The organism is Thauera mechernichensis (genome assembly GCF_029588855.1).
Classification (GTDB): Bacteria; Pseudomonadota; Gammaproteobacteria; order Burkholderiales; family Rhodocyclaceae; genus Thauera; species Thauera mechernichensis.
Map to the genome: position 1 here is coordinate 21830 of NZ_JARQZE010000012.1, position 16279 is coordinate 38108.

Annotated in this window: 14 protein-coding genes; 4 read left to right on the forward strand and 10 right to left on the reverse strand. The window is 67.7% G+C overall.

From position 1 onward, the window contains the following. Window positions 1-62: 62 nt before the first annotated feature. Window positions 63-1322, reverse strand: coding sequence for an extracellular solute-binding protein (locus P7F68_RS14710; RefSeq protein WP_002945578.1), 1260 nt, complete (start codon window positions 1320-1322; stop codon window positions 63-65). A gap of 188 nt (window positions 1323-1510) precedes the next feature. On the opposite strand from P7F68_RS14710, the gene P7F68_RS14715 reads away from it, so the two are divergent. Then, on the forward strand, window positions 1511-1927 hold the full coding sequence (locus P7F68_RS14715; protein WP_002945585.1) for a hypothetical protein: 417 nt from the start codon (window positions 1511-1513) through the stop codon (window positions 1925-1927). Between the two features lie 38 nt (window positions 1928-1965). Here the strand turns inward: P7F68_RS14715 and P7F68_RS14720 are convergent, their stop codons facing one another. Then, window positions 1966-3003: an aldo/keto reductase gene (locus tag P7F68_RS14720; protein ID WP_277834343.1), complete on the reverse strand. Its 1038-nt coding sequence runs from the start codon at window positions 3001-3003 to the stop codon at window positions 1966-1968. Window positions 3004-3181: 178 nt separating this feature from the next. Here P7F68_RS14720 and rlmM point away from each other — a divergent pair, with 178 nt between their 5' ends. From rlmM to P7F68_RS14735, 3 genes are all read left to right on the forward strand, one after another. Next, the gene (gene rlmM, locus P7F68_RS14725) at window positions 3182-4276 is read left to right on the forward strand and encodes a 23S rRNA (cytidine(2498)-2'-O)-methyltransferase RlmM (RefSeq protein WP_002945598.1); all 1095 of its coding nucleotides are present in this window, start codon (window positions 3182-3184) and stop codon (window positions 4274-4276) included. Between the two features lie 277 nt (window positions 4277-4553). Further along, on the forward strand, window positions 4554-6047 hold the full coding sequence (locus tag P7F68_RS14730) for a DEAD/DEAH box helicase (protein ID WP_002945605.1): 1494 nt from the start codon (window positions 4554-4556) through the stop codon (window positions 6045-6047). A gap of 100 nt (window positions 6048-6147) precedes the next feature. Next, the gene (locus P7F68_RS14735; RefSeq protein WP_002945609.1) at window positions 6148-7956 is read left to right on the forward strand and encodes a putative bifunctional diguanylate cyclase/phosphodiesterase; all 1809 of its coding nucleotides are present in this window, start codon (window positions 6148-6150) and stop codon (window positions 7954-7956) included. Here the strand turns inward: P7F68_RS14735 and P7F68_RS14740 are convergent. From P7F68_RS14740 to P7F68_RS14775, 8 genes are all read right to left on the reverse strand, one after another. Next, the gene (locus P7F68_RS14740; protein WP_002945614.1) at window positions 7950-8312 is read right to left on the reverse strand and encodes a hypothetical protein; all 363 of its coding nucleotides are present in this window, start codon (window positions 8310-8312) and stop codon (window positions 7950-7952) included. The two genes, P7F68_RS14735 and P7F68_RS14740, sit on opposite strands and share 7 nt — an antisense overlap. A 93-nt stretch (window positions 8313-8405) precedes the next feature. Continuing rightward, entirely contained in the window at window positions 8406-9785 is a 1380-nt protein-coding gene (locus tag P7F68_RS14745) for an NAD(P)(+) transhydrogenase (Re/Si-specific) subunit beta (RefSeq protein WP_002945623.1), read from the reverse strand. Further along, window positions 9782-10087 (reverse strand): NAD(P) transhydrogenase subunit alpha part 2, encoded by a 306-nt coding sequence (locus tag P7F68_RS14750; RefSeq protein WP_002945625.1) that lies wholly within the window; start codon window positions 10085-10087, stop codon window positions 9782-9784. Before P7F68_RS14750 ends, P7F68_RS14745 begins: the two co-directional genes overlap by 4 nt. A 12-nt stretch (window positions 10088-10099) precedes the next feature. Next, window positions 10100-11224 carry an NAD(P) transhydrogenase subunit alpha gene (locus P7F68_RS14755; protein ID WP_002945632.1) on the reverse strand — a complete coding sequence of 375 codons (1125 nt, stop codon included), beginning with the start codon at window positions 11222-11224 and terminating at the stop codon, window positions 10100-10102. Window positions 11225-11434: 210 nt separating this feature from the next. After that, complete coding sequence (locus P7F68_RS14760; RefSeq protein WP_002927575.1) at window positions 11435-12211, reverse strand: PP2C family protein-serine/threonine phosphatase; 777 nt, start codon at window positions 12209-12211, stop codon at window positions 11435-11437. Between the two features lie 122 nt (window positions 12212-12333). Next, window positions 12334-13590 (reverse strand): glycolate oxidase subunit GlcF, encoded by a 1257-nt coding sequence (gene glcF, locus P7F68_RS14765; RefSeq protein ID WP_002927578.1) that lies wholly within the window; start codon window positions 13588-13590, stop codon window positions 12334-12336. 3 nt (window positions 13591-13593) lie between these two features. Beyond that, entirely contained in the window at window positions 13594-14664 is a 1071-nt protein-coding gene (gene glcE, locus P7F68_RS14770; RefSeq protein ID WP_002943641.1) for a glycolate oxidase subunit GlcE, read from the reverse strand. Between the two features lie 65 nt (window positions 14665-14729). Further along, window positions 14730-16241, reverse strand: a complete 1512-nt coding sequence (locus P7F68_RS14775) for an FAD-linked oxidase C-terminal domain-containing protein (protein ID WP_002943643.1) — start codon at window positions 16239-16241, stop codon at window positions 14730-14732. Between the last annotated feature and the right edge of the window lie 38 nt (window positions 16242-16279).

Sequence of the window (16279 nt, forward strand, 5' to 3'; positions counted from 1 at the left end):
GGAGCGAAACCTGCTTCCGGCTGGTCGCAAGTGCCCGTACCCGCAGGCAATATCCACAAGCGCTACTGGCCGCCCTGCGCCCGCATGACGGCGTTATCGAGCGCCTCCTTGGCGGCCTTCTCGTCCGCCCATACACCGGCCAGTTCCTCGTCGAGGATACGACGCACCTTGCTGCGCTCGACCGCAGGCTGAGCGGAAGACTGCGGCGTTGCCGGCTTGTTGGTGAGCTGCTCGACCGCAACGCGGACGTTGTCGAGGTCATCACCGAGCAGTTCGCTCGTCGACGCCAGCAGGCCGGCACGATTGAGCGGCAGATAGCCCGTCTCGCGCTGCCACGCGACCTGGTTCTCAGGCTGCAGCCAGAAGGCCACGAAGCGTGCGACCGCCTTGTATTCGGTCGGCTTCTTGCCCGCCGAGACCCACAGTGCAGGGCCGTCGGCAACGGTGTTCTGCGGCGCACCGGGGAAGTCGTCGTAATACGGCAGACGGACGACACCGACATCGACCTGACCACTGCGCCGGAAGTCCACCCAGCTTGCCGAGGGGGCGGCAATCACCGCGCAGTCACCACTGGCAAAGCGGCGCTCGGACTCTGCCTGCTGATCGAACACATGCAGATAGCGGGCACGCGTCCAGCTCGCCATCATCGCCACATGCTTGACCTGGAACATGCCGTTGAAACTGGGCACGACGCGCTTGTCACGCATTGCGGCCACGGGCTCGTTGTGCCACGCACTGAGATTCTCCACCATCACCCGGCCCGGCTCCGACACGGTGTAGGGGCAGGTATGGCCGGCATCGGCCAGGCGCCCCAGTGTCTCCTGAAGGTCGAACCAGGTGGAGATGGCCGTCGTCTCGGGGTTCATGCCGGCGCGCCGCAAGGCATCGCGGTTGAGGAAGAGCACCGGCGTGGACAGTCCGATCGGCAAGGCCAGCAGACGCCCCTGGGCATCGACAGGCGTACGCGTCATCATCGCCGGCGGGCGCACGGCCTGCAGCGCCACGCCGCTCTCGCGCATGAGCGCATGCAAGGGCTTGAAGCGCGGCTTGCCGGAGACGAACTCCTCCTCGTCATCGCCTTCGAGAATCATCATGTGCGGATTGCCGGCACGCCAATCGACGTCGCTGAGCACGACCCGCACGTCCTTGGACTGGGCATTGAAGCGCTCGACCAGGTCGGCCAGCGCGCCGACCCGGCTCTCGGGCAGGCGATGATGAAGCTCCACTTGCAGAGGGGCCGCGGCCTGCGCCGGAAGCGCGCACGCGACGGTGACGAAAAGGCTGGCGGCCAGAGGGCCGAATGAACCACGAAAACGCTTCATATACATATACTTGACACACAGGACGAGAAGCCCGGACCGACGGCCCGCAAGCACGCGGATTATAGTGTTGCCAGCGCGTCAAGCGGGTGCCCCCGGATGTAACATGCGGGGCCGGCATCAAGTATCCGACGCGCCTGCCGATAAGCACTCAACGCCCTACCCTGCAGCCCACTCCGATCGCCCCGACCATGCACCGTCGCACCCTGCCCAAGCTCCTGCCCACCCTTGCGCTGCTCGCGTTGCTGCCGCTTGCGACGGGATGCGATCAGATCGCCGAACTGCTCGAACTGCCCAACCCGGAGCGCGATGCGGCACGGATGGAAGCGGAAGGACGCGCCATTGGCAGCGGCTGCCGACATTCCGGCCGCTCACTGGAGGACTGCTACACACTCAACCCCTCGGCCGACAAGGCCGCGGTGTTTGCCGGCTGGCGCGACATGAACGACTACATGCTGGAACGCAAGCTCGAGGTCGTGCCGGCCCAACTCACCCAGCTCCCGACCCTGCCAGGCACGCCCGCGGCAGCCGATCCGTCCGCAGCCACGGCGTCCCCGGCAGCGGGCAGCCCCGCTCAGCCCCCCGCACAGGCACCGGCCACGCGCTGAGGCCGCTGGACGCAGGCACGCGTCACGCGGCTCGGCACTCAGGGCGCAGGACTGCCATGCACCGCATGCAGTGTCTCGACCTTGGCCAGCACCTCCGGCGGCAGGGCGAGATCCCAGGCGGCGACGTTCTCCTGCAGCTGTGACAGGGTAGTGGCGCCGATGATGGTGCTGGTGACGCACCAGCGCGTGTAGACGAAGGCGAGCGCGAGCTGGGTCAGGCTCAAGCCGTACTCGCCCGCCAGGCGGGCATAGGCCTGCACGGCGCCGCCCACTCCGGGCTTTGCATAACGTGCGCCGAAGCTCTCGAACAGGGTCAGGCGTCCGCGTGCCGCCGGATCCTGGAGGTACTTGCCGGACAAGTGACCGAACGCCAGCGGCGAGTATGCGAGCAAGCCCACCCGTTCCCGGAAGCCAATCTCGCTGAGCCCGAACTCATACGTGCGATTGAGCAGACTGTAGGCGTTCTGCAAGCTCACCACGCGCGGCAGATCGAACTCACGCGCATGGCGCAGGAACTCCATCACCCCCCACGGCGACTCGTTCGACAGGCCAACCTGGCGCACCTTGCCCTCCGCGACCAGCTCGGCGAGCACCTCGAGCTGGCTGCGGATGGGCGTGCTCTCACGCTCGCGTGCCGGATCGAACAAGCCCTGCCCGAACAGAGGCTGATTGCGCGCCGGCCAATGCAGCTGATAGAGGTCGATATAGTCCGTGCGCAGGCGACGCAGACTCCCTTCTACCGCTGCGCGGATGTTCGCGCGATCAAGTGCGAGCGGGCCGCCGCGGATCCAGTCCACGCTGCGCGCCGGCCCAGCCACCTTGGTCGCGATCACCAGCTTTTCGCGCGCCTGGCGTGCCAGCCAGCTGCCGACGATCGATTCGCTTGCACCGCTGGTTTCGGCGCGCGCCGGCACCGGATACATCTCGGCCACATCGATGAAGTTGATCCCGTGCGCCAAAGCATAGTCGAGCTGCTCATGCGCCTCGGCCTCGCTGTTCTGCTCGCCGAAGGTCATCGTACCCAGGCAGATCGCCGACACCCGCGTTCCATTGTCGCCCAAGGGCCGGTAAACCATCTCGCGCATCTTCATGTTCTCCTGTCGTTTCCAAACCCGTTACTACACGACCAAAAGCGGCGGGCTCGCCACCGAGGCCGCGGCGGCTTATCATCGGGACCTCGGCCCATGCTGCGCCCCGCCCCGGCATGCAAGCTTCGGGCCCCATCATACTTCAGCGCCTGCGCGCCCTCGCCCAATGAACCAGCACACCCCCGCCGCCGGCCTGCTCTGCGCCGGCCTCATCGGCTATTGCCGCGCCGGCTTCGAAAAGGAGCTGGCAGCCGAGCTAGACGACCTCGCCGCCGAGGCCGGACTCATCGGCTACGTGCGCGCCGAGCCCAATTCCGGTTTCGTCGTATACGAAACCTTCGAGCCGACGCCGCTCGGCAACTTCGGTAACGCTACCGACTGGCAACGCGCCACCTTCGCCCGTCAGCTGCTGCCCTGGTTTGCACGCGTCGAAGGCCTGCCCGAGCGCGACCGCGCCACCCCGATCGTCGATGCGGTCAAGGCCTCGGGCCAGCGTTTCTCCGGCGTCATGCTGGAAACCCCGGACACCGACGAGGCCAAGCAGCGCTCCGGCTTCTGCAAGCGCTTTACCGAACCGCTCGCCAAGGCCCTCGAGAAGGCCGGCTGCCTGCGCACCAGCCGCGCCGGCCTGCCGGTGCTCCATGTGCTGTTCTCGGACGCCACCACCGCCTGGCTCGGTGCCGGCCAGCCCGGCCAGTGCTCGACCTGGCCGATGGGCATCCCGCGCCTGCGCATGCCCTCGAGCGCCCCCAGCCGCTCGACCATGAAGCTGGCCGAAGCATTCATGGTGCTGCTCGACGACCACGAGCGCGACAACATGCTGCGCGCCGGCCAGCGCGCGGTAGACCTGGGCGCCGCCCCTGGGGGCTGGACCTGGCAACTCGTACAGCGCGGGCTGCGCGTCACCGCCATCGACAACGGCCCGCTGCGCGACACCGTGATGGCAACCGAGATGGTCGAGCACCTGCGTGCCGACGGCTTTACCTGGCGCCCGCACCGACCTGTGGACTGGCTGGTGTGCGACATGGTCGAGCAGCCCAGCCGCATCGCCTCACTGATGGCGGAGTGGGTCGCCACCGGCCGCTGCCGCTACGCCGTCTTCAACCTCAAGCTGCCGATGAAGCGCCGCGTCGAGGCCGTCGAACAGTGCCGCGAGCTCATCCGCAAGCGGCTCAACAGCGTCGGCCCGTTCGATCTGCGCATCAAGCACCTCTACCACGACCGCGAGGAAGTCACCGCCTTCCTGATGCTCAAGAAGTAGGTGGCGACAGGCCCGGGATGACGAAAGGCCCGCGGCTTGCGCCGCCCCTGCCGCGAACCGTGGCGCGCTTCACCCTCTGTGGTGCGGCGCGAGCCACGAGCTTCCGAAGGCGGTCATGCCTGTGCATCCGCAAGGCAAGCGACACTTGATGCAATTGCCCTCGACGCGAAGCCCCTGTGCGGTAAACGATTTTTCGCGCCGTGTATAATCCGGCCTTTACCAATCCGGCAGTCGCGCGCACGTTTGCAGCGGGGCTGCACTCTCCGCAAAGGCGCCCATGAGTTTCGCCGATCTCGGCCTCATTCCCGAACTGCTGCAAGCCGTCACCGACGCCGGCTACACCGAACCCACGCCCATCCAGCGCCAGGCCATCCCGATCGTGATCGCTGGTCACGACGTCATGGGCGGCGCCCAGACGGGCACCGGCAAGACGGCCGGCTTCACCCTGCCGCTGCTGCACCGCATCGCCCGCCACGCCAACACCAGCACCTCGCCCGCCCGCCACCAGACGCGCGCGCTCATCCTCGCCCCGACCCGCGAGTTGGCGATGCAGGTATTCGAGTCGGTCAAGACCTACAGCAAGCACCTGCCGCTACGCTCGATATGCGTCTATGGCGGCGTCGACATCCGCCCCCAGCAGGCCGAACTGCGCCGCGGCATCGAGGTCGTCATCGCCACCCCCGGCCGGCTCCTCGACCACATCGAGCAAAAGTCGATCAATCTGTCCCAGGTCGAAGTGCTGGTGCTCGACGAAGCCGATCGCATGCTCGACATGGGCTTCATCCCCGACATCAAGCGCATCCTCTCCCTGCTGCCTGCACAGCGCCAGAGCCTGCTGTTCTCGGCCACCTTCTCGGACGAGATCAAGAAGCTCGCCGACCAGATGCTGAAGAACCCGCAGCTGATCGAGGTCGCGCGCCGCAACATGGTGTCGGAGACCATCACCCATGTGGTGCACCCGGTGTCCTCGGGCATGAAGCGCAACCTGCTCGCCCACCTGCTGCGCCACAAGCCCGACACCCAGGCCCTGGTCTTCGTCGACACCAAGCTGCTGTGCGGTCGCCTGGCCCACTTCCTGGAGCGCAGCGGCATCTCGGCTGACGCCATCCATGGCGACAAGGGCCAGCAGCAGCGCACCGAGACCCTGGAGGCATTCAAGTCGGGCAAGCTGCGCGTGCTCGTCGCCACCGACGTCGCCGCACGTGGCCTTGACATCGACGAGTTGCCCTTCGTGATCAACTTCGAGCTTCCGCACACCGCCGAAGACTACGTGCACCGCATCGGTCGCACCGGCCGCGCCGGTCACCAGGGCAACGCAATCTCGCTCGTCAGCGCAGAAGAGAAGCACTGGCTGGCCGAGATCCAGAAGCTGATCAAGCTCGAGATTCCCCAGGAGATCGTACCCGGCTTTGACCCCGACCCGGACTTCCACGAGGCCGGCTCACGCGGCCAACGCGGTCGACGCAATCCAGGGAGTGCACGTGGTGGCGACGAGGCAGCACACGACATCGCGCCCCCCCGCACGCTGGACAAGCGCCGGGACGGTGACCGCGAACGCAGCCGCGACGACACGCGTCACCAAGCGCGCCGCGGACGGTCGACGATCGCTGCCGACGGTTTCGACTTCAGCAAGCCTTATGAACCCGCCAGTGGCGTCGGCACCGGCATCATCGAGGCGGCTTCCACGCTCACGACCACAGGCGAAGCCGACCCGCTGCGTCGGCCGAAACGGCCGATCGCGGTGCTCCTGGGCGGCTTGGGCAAAAAATAGCCCCCACAGCGCGGCCTTTTCCGGTCACGGCTCGGACACAGCATCAAGTATCCTGCAGGTCGTGCCGTAAAGGCAGGAAACCTCAACGCTGAAGCCGCCCGTGAATCCATCTGGACGCCCCCCGGGCACGCCCCCCAAACCGGGCCTGCCCACTACGACTGAAGCTTTCGTTCCCGACCTCTCGGAGGGCGCCGAGACCGGCGTCTACCTCGCCCTGCTCGAGTTGCTCGACGAAGGCCTCGTCATTACCGGCGATGAGGTCGTGCTCGATGCCAACAGCGCCGCCTGCACCCTACTGGGGCGAGACTATCGCCAGGTTGCAGGCCGCCCGCTCGCCGAACTGTTTCCAAGTGAAGAGGCCTTCCTGGCCGCACGCGCACGCGTGCTCATCCAGGGCGAAAAGCGCGGCACACTCGCCTTCGCGCTGCCCGGCGGTGGCGAGCGCGTTCTCGAGTTCATCGCGGCCCCCCGGCTGCGACCGGGCATCCACGCCATCATCCTGAGCGCGCCCGCGCAGCCCGGCGCAGCCGTGGAATCCAGGAGCCGCAAGGCGATACAGCCAACACGCGGTGCCTCTGCGGCAAGCGAAGGCAGCGCCGACTTCCGGGCCATGTACCTGGCCTGCCACGACCTGCTCACCGGCCTGCCCAATCGACGCCTGCTCGAAGCGCGCTTCGACGACAGCGCCGCCCGCGTGCGGGCCCAGCACGGCACCATGGCGCTGGTGCGCATCGACATCGACGGCTTCAAGGCCGTCAACCGTGCACACGGCGACCATATCGGCGATGCCGCCCTGCAGCATCTCGCACATCGCCTGAAGGAAGCGGCAGGACAGACGGCGATCGTCGCACGCGAGCGCAGCGACAGCTTCCTGGTACTGCTCCCGGAGATCGACCTGCCGAGCCAGGCAGCGCGCGTTGCCAGCACCCTGGTCGCCAGCGTCGCACAGCCCCTGCTCGTTGGCGTCTGCAGTCTCGCGCTCACCGCCAGCGCCGGGGTCGCGCTCTTCCCGCAGGACGGGCGCGACCTCGACACCCTGCTCCGCCACTCCAGGCTTGCCCTGCAGCAAGCTCGCCGACTGGGCGGCAACAACCATCAGCATTACGACGTCCTCGCCGACGACCCAGGGTTCGATGACGCCTATCTGGAGAGCGGACTGCGCGACGCGCTCGAGCAGCATCAGTTGCTGCTGCACTTTCAGCCCCTGGTCGATGCACGTACCGGCATCGTCCAGGCAGGCGAAGCCCTGCTGCGCTGGCAGCACCCCGAACTCGGCCTGCTGCCCTTCCGACGCTTCATCGGCGCGATCGGCGACCCGGTCCTGCTCGCTCGCCTGGGCGACTGGGTCCTGCGTACGGCTTGCCGACTGGCCCATGACTGGCCAGCGGTCGCGGGGGGCAGGCCGCCGCGCCTCACGGTGAACGTCGGTCTCGAGCAATTGATCCACGGCGACTTCGCCGAACGCGTTGCGGTCACCTTGCGCGCAACCGGCCTGTCCGCCGATCGGCTCGAACTCGATCTCGACGAAAAGATCCTGGAAGAACAGGGCTCCGAGCTGAGCGCAACCCTGGACCGCCTGAGCGAGATCGGTATCCGCCTTGCAGTTGATGACTTCGGGCGCGGCCTGTCTTCGATACCCCGTTTGCGCCGCTACCCGGTGAAGGCCCTGAAACTGGACCCTGCCCTCGTCCGCGGCGTAGGCAAGGACGAAGATAGCGAGGCCGTCGTCGAGGCCGTGGGCAGCCTGGCGACCACGCTCGGGCTCGAGATCTACGCCCGCGGCGTCGAAGACCCTGGGCAGCAAGCCTTCCTCTGCGCCCTCGGCTGCCAACTGCAGCAGGGCCCGCTGTTCGGCCGCCCGCTCCGCGCAGAAGAGTTCGCCGCTTTCCTGGCCAGCGCCGCTCAGTAGTCGAGCAGCGTGGTGCAGGTTTCCTCGCGCCCGGTGAGCTGACTGAAGCGCTGCAAGCGGGCACGCACGAATTCGTCTGACACGCGGCGATCGGCGCAGTAATCCCGCAGCCGCATGGCGTGCGCCACGTTCTGCATGCGCGCCACCGTGTCGGCCAGCGCCGGGAATGGGTAGCCCGCGGTGCTGCGCCACTCGGGCGGCTCGCGCCCGTCGGCGCCTTGATTCGCTGTTTCTGCCCCCTCCGGAGTCCCATCGACGGCAGCGTCATCGATGCCGGCAGCACCGTCGGCCTGGGCATGTACCTGCCCAGCGGCAAGCATCAGAATCATCGACATCAACAGAGGCAAGAAACGCATCGGGCCGCTCCCGGGAACACATGGTTCCGGTAACGGCCCGATGCCAGTCAGACTTGAGCACCCCGCCGCAAACTGGCGGCGGGGCAGAACGCGTCAGACCTCCAGCGCCTTCACGTGCTGGATCACTTCACCGATGGCTTCCTGCGCGCTGCCGTAGAGCATGCGGCAGTTATCCTTGTAGAACAGGGCATTCTCGATACCCGAGTAGCCGGCACCCTTGCCGCGCTTGACCACGATGACGTTCTGCGCCATGTCGGCATTCAGGATCGGCATGCCGTAGATCGGGCTCGACTTGTCGGTGCGCGCCACCGGGTTCACCACGTCGTTGGCGCCGATCACCAGCGCCACGTCCGCCTGCGCGAAGTCGGCGTTGATCTCGTCGAGGTCGAAGATCTTGTCGTAGGGCACGCCGGCCTCGGCCAGCAGCACGTTCATGTGGCCCGGCATGCGGCCCGCGACCGGATGGATCGCGAACACCACCTCGACGCCGCCCTCCTCGAGCAGCTGCGCCATCTCCCACACCTTGTGCTGGGCGCCGGCCACCGCCATGCCGTAGCCCGGCACGATGATGACCTTCTGGCCGTAGCGCATCAGTGCCGCCGCGTCCATCGACGACAGTTCGCGCATCGTGCCTTCGACCGCCTCGCCACCTTCGGCCGCCGCACCGGTGAGCGGAGTGAAGATGATGTTCTTGATCGGGCGGTTCATCGCCTTGGCCATGAGCTGGGTGAGCAGCATGCCCGAGGCGCCGACCACGATACCGGCCACGATGAGCGCCGGGTTGCCGATCACGAAGCCCTTGAAGCCCACCGCCAGGCCGGTGAAGGCGTTCAGCAGCGAGATCACCACCGGCATGTCGGCGCCGCCGATCGGCATCACCAGCACCACGCCGAGCGCCAGCGCGAGCACGAAGAACAGGAAGATCTCGAAGCCGCCGGGCGAATCGGAGTAGGCCACGGTCAGGCCCACGCCGAAGGTCAGCAAGGTCAGGAAGAAGTTCACGTTGTTCTGCTGCGGCAGGCGGATCGCCTTGTTCATCAGGCCCTGCAGCTTGGCAAAGGCCACGCACGAGCCGGAGAAGGCGACCGCACCGATGATCGCGCCCAGCGCAAGCAGGGTCGAGGTGATGGCGTCGTGCTGCACGCCGCGCACCAGCTCGATCGCGGCGATGCCCGCCGCCGCGCCGCCGCCCATGCCGTTGTAGATAGCGACCATCTGCGGCATGTCGGTCATCTTGACGATCTTGCCGCTGTACCAGGCGGCACCGCCACCGAGCACGATCGCCAGCACCATCAGGCCAACGTTGTTAAGGCCGGGCATGAAGAAGGTCACCACGGTCGCGCCGACCATGGCGAAGCCCGCCCACACGATGCCCTTGCGCGCCGTCACCGGCGAGGCCATGGCCTTGAGGCCGAGGATGAAGACCACGGCGACGATGAAGTACGCCATGCTCACGAACCAGTTAGACGTCATTTGGCACCCCCTTCCTTGCGGCCGCCGGCCTTGAACATGCCCAGCATGCGCTCGGTGACGATGTAGCCACCGGCGGCATTGGCCGCACCGAGGAACACGGCGAAGAAGCCGATCACCAGCTGCACCGGGTCTTCCGGGTCGGCGTGACCGAGCGCGACCATGGCGCCGATCAGCACGACACCGTGCACGAAGTTGGACCCCGACATCAGCGGGGTATGCAGGATCACCGGCACGCGCGAAATCACCTCGTATCCGGTGAACGCGGCCAGCGCGAAGATGTACAGCGCGGTAAAGCCATCCATGGCGTGTCCTCCTTACAGGCCCAGCGCGGCCTTGACGCCGGCGTGGCGAAGCTCGCCCGCATGCGTCAGGCAGCTGCCTGAGAGCACCTCGTCCTGCCAGTCGAGCGCAAGTGCGCCGTCCTTGACGAAGGGCGAGATGAAATTGAACAGGTTCTTGGCGATCATCTCGGACGCATGCACCGGCATGCGGCTGGGAATGTTGGTGGGGCCGATCACGAGCACGTCGTTGATCCACACCTTCTCGCCGGCGACCGTGCCCTCGACGTTGCCGCCGGTCTCGGCCGCCATGTCGACGACCACGGCGCCCGGCTTCATGCGCGCGATCATGTCGGCGGTAATGATCTTGGGTGCTTTCTTGCCCGGGATCGCCGCGGTGGTGATGAGTGCGTCGCACTGCGCCACGGCCTTGGCCAGGCGTTCGGCCTGCTTGGCCTTTTCCTCGTCGGTGAGTTCGCGCGCATAACCGCCCGTACCCGCAGCCGACACGCCGGTGTCGACGAACTTGGCGCCGAGCGACTCGATCTGTTCGCGCGTCTCGGGACGCACGTCATAGGCCTCGACCATGGCACCGATGCGGCGCGCAGTGGCGATCGCCTGCAGACCGGCCACGCCGGCGCCGATCACCAGTACCTTGGCCGGGCGGATGGAGCCGGCGGCGTAGGTCAGCATGGGGAAGAACTTGGGCGAGTGGTCAGCGGCGATCAGCGCGCACTCGTAGCCGGCGACCGCCCCCTGGCTCGACAGGATGTCCATGCTCTGCGCGCGCGAGATGCGCGGCAGCAGCTCGAGCGCAAACGCGCTGATCTGGCCGTCGATGAGCTGTTGCGCACGCTCGGCGCTCGCCCACGGCTGCAGCATGCCGCACAGCACGCTGCCCGGCTTCATGGCACCGATGATGGCGGCCGGCGGGGCCTGCACGCACAGCACCACGTCGGCCGCGGCAGCAACCGCTTCTGCGCTATCGACGAAGCTCACATCGGCAAAATCGGTATCGCGGAAGTGCGCGGCCTTGCCCGCCTCCTTCTGCATCACCACCTGGGCGCCAAGGCCCTGATACTTCTTGACCACATCCGGCACGACGGACAGGCGTCGCTCGCCGGGATGGGTCTCCGCTAGCACTCCGATGACCAGAGGCATGGGCGTAGTCCTCCCTGTAGAACAGTATGAAATTGCAATCGAAAGACGCGTCGGCCGCCCTATTGTTGATCTCTCCCTGCCCCGCGCTCAAGGCGCATGGGGCCGACACGAAAGCCATATTAACGGCATTCGCGGCCTATGCAATCATCCAAATGCACCAGAAGGGGGAGCGGGCCCCGCGCTCGCAGCGCGGCAAGGCCCTGCAATGGGTCAGCGCAGCGGCGGCAGCGCGCTCTTGGGCGCGGCAGGAACGAGCTTGATGATGGCAAGCGAGATGTTGTCGCCGCTGCCGCAGGCGCGCTGGCGCGCAAGCGCGATCAGGCGCTCCGCCGCCGCCCGCGGCGCCAGCTCCTGCAGCGTCGAAGCGAGCTCGGTATCGCTGAAGTAGGCCCACAGACCATCGGAGCACAGCAGGAAACAGTCGCCGGCAACGGGCGCCTCTTCGCTGCCGTACTCGATGCGCGGTTCGCGCTCGCTGCCAAGGCAGGCGAGCAGCACGTTGCGCTGAGGATGGTTGAGGGCGCCGGCTTCGTCCAGGCGCCCCTTGCGCTGCAGCTCGCCCACCAGCGAGTGGTCTGCGCTGCGCGACACCGTGCGTACGCCGCGGAAATGGTAGATGCGCGAGTCACCGCAGTGCGCCCAGTACGCCTTGCCTTGCTGGAGCATGAAGACAACGGCTGTGCTGTGCGGATCCTGCTCGCTGGTGAAGCGGGTGAGCTTGATGACCGTGTGCGCCTCGTCGATCACGCTGCCGAGCAGGTGCTGGGGGGTTTCGTGCAGGGGCGCGTAGGCCTCGAAGTTCTGCCGTGCGCGCAACAGCACCTGCTCGGCGGCCATGGCACCACCGCTGTGCCCCCCCATGCCGTCGGCGAGCACGGCCATCATCATGCCGGGCCTGGTCGGATGCCCGAAAAGGCCCACGCGGTCCTGTTGTTCCTTGCGGTCGCCCGTGTGCATGGCGACGCAGGTCTCGGCGGTGAATGACATCGAAGAAGATGCAGCCCAAGGCATGGTGACGAAGCATCATAGCAAGGGCGCCGGCAGGGCGGCAGAGGCGGCACGCGGTCAACCAGACCGGGCGACCTGCGGCGGCGTGATTTATTTCACGTTCAGCCGCCAACGCCTGGCTCACGCCCGGCCAGGCAATCGTCGACAAGCTCGACCCAGTGCCGCACCGGCGTCCCTGTCCCGCCCTGAAGGTGGGATATGCAGCCGATGTTGGCCGAAGCGATCAGCCCCGCGCCACCTGCCTGCAGCGCATCGAGCTTGTCGTCGCGCAAACGCGTCGACAGCTCGGGCTGAAGCAGGGAATAGGTGCCCGCCGAACCGCAGCACAGGTGAGCGTCACGCACGGGAGTCAGCTCGAAGCCGGCCGACGCCAGCAAGCGCTCCACGGTGCCGCGGATGCGCTGCCCATGCTGCAGCGTGCAGGGCGCATGCCAGGCCAGGCGACGCCGCGGCAGCGCGCGCGCGCCGAGCGCAGCAACAAGCGCATCGGCCTCGGCGGCCACGACCTCGGCGATGTCGCGCGTCAGCTCGCTCACCCGCGCGGCCTTGTCGGCATATGCGGGGTCGTGCTGCAGCAGATGCCCGTAGTCGCGCACCTGGACCCCGCAGCCGGAAGCGGTCATCACGATGGCTTCGATCGCGCCGGACTCGATGGCAGGCCACCAGGCGTCGATGTTGCGTCGCGCATCGTCGCGCGCGCCCTCCTGGTCATGGAGGTGGAAGCGCACCGCGCCGCAGCAGCCGGCGCCTGGCGCCTCGGACATCGATACCCCCACGGCGTCGAGCACGCGCGCCGCCGCCGCGTTGATGGAAGGCGCCATCGAGGGCTGCGCACACCCCGCCAGCGCGAGCACCCGCCGAGCGTGGCGGGCCGCCGGCCATGCCCCCGCCGGGCGCGGCACCATGACCTTGGCCTTGAGCGTGGCCGGCAGCAGCCCGCGCATCGCCTGGCCAAGCTTCATCGCCGCGCCGAACAGACGCGGACGCGGCACGAACTCGCGCAGCACCCAGCGTGTCATCGCCGCGCCGCCGCGCTGCGGCACGCGCTCGTTGACCATGTGGCGGCCGATGTCGAGCAAGCGGCTGTAATGCACGCCCGACGGACAGGTGGACTCACAGGATCGGCAAGTGAGGCAGCGGTCGAGGTGCAGGCGGGTCTTCTCCGTGACCTCAGCCCCTTCGAGCATCTGCTTGATCAGGTAGATGCGCCCGCGCGGTCCGTCGAGCTCGTCGCCGAGCAATTGATAGGTCGGACAGGTCGCGGTGCAGAAACCGCAATGCACACACTTGCGCAGGATCTCCTCGGCCTCGGCACCCTCGGGGGTGCCGCGCACGAAATCGGCGAGTTGGGTCTGCATGCTTCAGAACTCCGCGTAAAGACGGCCGGGGTTGAGGATGCCGGCAGGATCGAAGGCCTTCTTGAGGCGATGGTGCAAGGTCGCGACGGACGCGGCGAGCGGATGAAACACCGCGCCGCGGCGATCGCCACCGCGGAAACAGGTGGCATGGCCACCCACGGCCGCAGCACGGGCGCGCACGACTGCGGCATCGGCCGTCCCTGCCAGCCAGCGCACACCGCCACCCCACTCCATCACCTGACGCCCGGGCAGGCCGAGCGCGGGCGCCGTGGTCGGCACGGCCAGGCGCCACAAGGACTCGCCCGGCGCCAACGCGAACGCGTCGTGGGCGTGCTCGCGCACCGACTGCCACAGCGCGGCGGCCGTTGCATCGTCGATGCGCTCGCCACCCAGGCGCGCACAGGCAGCGCGCACGGCGGCATCCGCCCCCGACAGGCGCAGGTGCAGGACACCGGCCTGCCAGAGCGTGGCCGACACCGGCAGGGGCTGTCCGCCCCACGCATTCATGCGCTCGATCGCCCCAGCCTCGTCCATCTCGAAACGCAGCGTCGCCTCGGCTACCGGCCGCGGCAGCACCTTCAGCGAGACCTCGAGCACGATGCCGAGGGTGCCGAGGCTGCCGGCAACGAGCCGCGACACGTCATAGCCGGCGACGTTCTTCATCACCTGGCCGCCAAACGAAAGCAGTTCGCCACGACCATCGAGCATCTTCACGCCGAGGACGAAATCGCGCACTGCGCCCTGGCTCATGCGCCGCGGCCCCGCCAGCCCCGCCGCCACACAGCCGGCGACCGTCGCGGCCGGACCGAAGTGGGGCGGCTCGAAGGCGAGGAACTGGTTCTGCGCCGCGAGCAGCGCCTCGAGCTCGGCCAGCGGCGTACCGCCGCGCACGGTAACCACCAGTTCGGTCGGCTCGTAGGCCACCACGCCGGTGTTGGCGCGCAGCTCGAATACGTCGCCGCCTGCCTCGCGTCCGTAGAAATCCTTGCTGCCACCGCCACGCAGGCACAGCGGCGTGCCCGCCGCAGCCGCCGCCCGCACGCGCTCGCGCCACAGCGCTTCGATTGCCGTCATTGCCATCTTGTCCTGCCGCCCCCTCGTTGATTGTCGCCCTGCGTCCACCACGCCCCTGCTCCGGCTCAGAACCGCGGCAGATCCGGGTAGGGCACGTGATCACGGCTCACCCGCATGCGGCCGTACTCGGCACAGCGGTTGAGGGTCGGGATCGCCTTGCCGGGGTTGAGCAGGCCGGGCGGGTCAAACGCCGCCTTGACGCGAAAGAACTGGCGCACCTCGGCGGTGGTGAACTGCGAGCACATCTGGTTGATCTTCTCCAGCCCGACGCCATGCTCGCCGGTGATGGTGCCGCCCAGCGCCACCGACAGCTCGAGGATCTCGGCGCCGAAGGCTTCCGCGCGCTCGAACTCGTCCGCCTGGTTGGCATCGAACAGGATCAGCGGGTGGAGGTTGCCGTCGCCGGCATGGAACACGTTCATGCAGCGCAGGCCATAGCGCCCCTCCATCGCCTGGATCGCGGTCAGCATCTCGCCCAGGCGCTTTCTCGGAATGGTGCCGTCCATGCAGTAGTAGTCGGGCGAGAGTCGCCCCGCCGCCGGAAAAGCCGCCTTGCGCCCGGCCCAGAAGCGCAGGCGCTCGGCCTCGTCACGCGACACGCGGATCTCGGTGGCACCACTGCCCTCGAGCACCGCGCGCACGCGCTCGATCTCTTCTGCGACTTCCTCCGGCGTGCCGTCGGCCTCGCACAGCAGGATCGCCTTGGCGTCGAGCGGATAACCCGCACGCACGAATTCCTCGACCGCGGCGGTCGCGGGCTGGTCCATCATCTCGAGGCCTGCCGGGATGATGCCGGCAGCGATGATGCGCGCGACCGCCTCGCCCGCGCGCACGACATCGTCGAAGGCCGCGAGCACGCACTGGGCAAGCTGAGGCTTGGGCACCAGCTTGACGGTAACCTCGGTCACCACCACCAGCATGCCCTCGGAGCCGGTCGCCAGGGCGAGCAGGTCGTAACCCGCAGAATCCGGCGCATGGCTGCCGATCTCGACGATCTCGCCCTCGATCGTCACGCCGCGCACACGCAGCAGGTTATGCACCGTGAGGCCATACTTGAGGCAGTGGACTCCGCCCGCATTCTCGGCGACGTTGCCGCCGATGGTGCACGCGATCTGCGACGACGGGTCGGGCGCGTAATACAGCCCGTGCGGCGCAGCCGCCTCGGAGATGGCAAGATTGCGCACCCCCGGCTGAACGACGGCAGTGCGTGCCAGCGGGTCGAGAGCGAGGATGCGGTTGAAGCGCGCCAGCGACAGCAGCACGCCCCGGGTATGCGGCAGCGCACCGCCCGACAGTCCGGTGCCTGCGCCACGCGCAACCACCGGCACGTCCAGTTCATGGCAGATGCGCAGCACCTCGACCACCTGCGCCTCGGTCGTCGGCAGCGCGACCACCAGCGGCAGCGCGCGATACGCGGCCAGGCCGTCGCATTCGTAAGGACGCAGGTCCTCGGTCTCGTACATCAGCGTGTCCGGAGGCAATACGCGGCTCAGCGCTTCCACGACGCGTGCCTTGTCGACGCTTGAGAAATCGCGTTCGGCTTCTCCGAACGGCAGCACATCGGCTTCTGGGTTCATCATCGAGAGTCCTCGCGACAAGCGTCCGCCAGGGCCCG

What these genes read in the sequence shown, in the direction of transcription:
- rlmM (WP_002945598.1), top strand. Translation starts at nt 3,182, where the DNA reads ATGAACCAGCACACCCCCGCCGCCGGCCTGCTCTGCGCCGGCCTCATC.
- P7F68_RS14750 (WP_002945625.1), bottom strand. Translation starts at nt 10,087, where the DNA reads ATGGATGGCTTTACCGCGCTGTACATCTTCGCGCTGGCCGCGTTCACC.
- P7F68_RS14755 (WP_002945632.1), bottom strand. Translation starts at nt 11,224, where the DNA reads ATGCCTCTGGTCATCGGAGTGCTAGCGGAGACCCATCCCGGCGAGCGA.
- P7F68_RS14775 (WP_002943643.1), bottom strand. Translation starts at nt 16,241, where the DNA reads ATGAACCCAGAAGCCGATGTGCTGCCGTTCGGAGAAGCCGAACGCGAT.
- glcE (WP_002943641.1), bottom strand. Translation starts at nt 14,664, where the DNA reads ATGACGGCAATCGAAGCGCTGTGGCGCGAGCGCGTGCGGGCGGCGGCT.
- P7F68_RS14730 (WP_002945605.1), top strand. Translation starts at nt 4,554, where the DNA reads ATGAGTTTCGCCGATCTCGGCCTCATTCCCGAACTGCTGCAAGCCGTC.
- glcF (WP_002927578.1), bottom strand. Translation starts at nt 13,590, where the DNA reads ATGCAGACCCAACTCGCCGATTTCGTGCGCGGCACCCCCGAGGGTGCC.
- P7F68_RS14710 (WP_002945578.1), bottom strand. Translation starts at nt 1,322, where the DNA reads ATGAAGCGTTTTCGTGGTTCATTCGGCCCTCTGGCCGCCAGCCTTTTC.
- P7F68_RS14760 (WP_002927575.1), bottom strand. Translation starts at nt 12,211, where the DNA reads ATGTCATTCACCGCCGAGACCTGCGTCGCCATGCACACGGGCGACCGC.
- P7F68_RS14745 (WP_002945623.1), bottom strand. Translation starts at nt 9,785, where the DNA reads ATGACGTCTAACTGGTTCGTGAGCATGGCGTACTTCATCGTCGCCGTG.
- P7F68_RS14715 (WP_002945585.1), top strand. Translation starts at nt 1,511, where the DNA reads ATGCACCGTCGCACCCTGCCCAAGCTCCTGCCCACCCTTGCGCTGCTC.
- P7F68_RS14740 (WP_002945614.1), bottom strand. Translation starts at nt 8,312, where the DNA reads ATGCGTTTCTTGCCTCTGTTGATGTCGATGATTCTGATGCTTGCCGCT.
- P7F68_RS14720 (WP_277834343.1), bottom strand. Translation starts at nt 3,003, where the DNA reads ATGGTTTACCGGCCCTTGGGCGACAATGGAACGCGGGTGTCGGCGATC.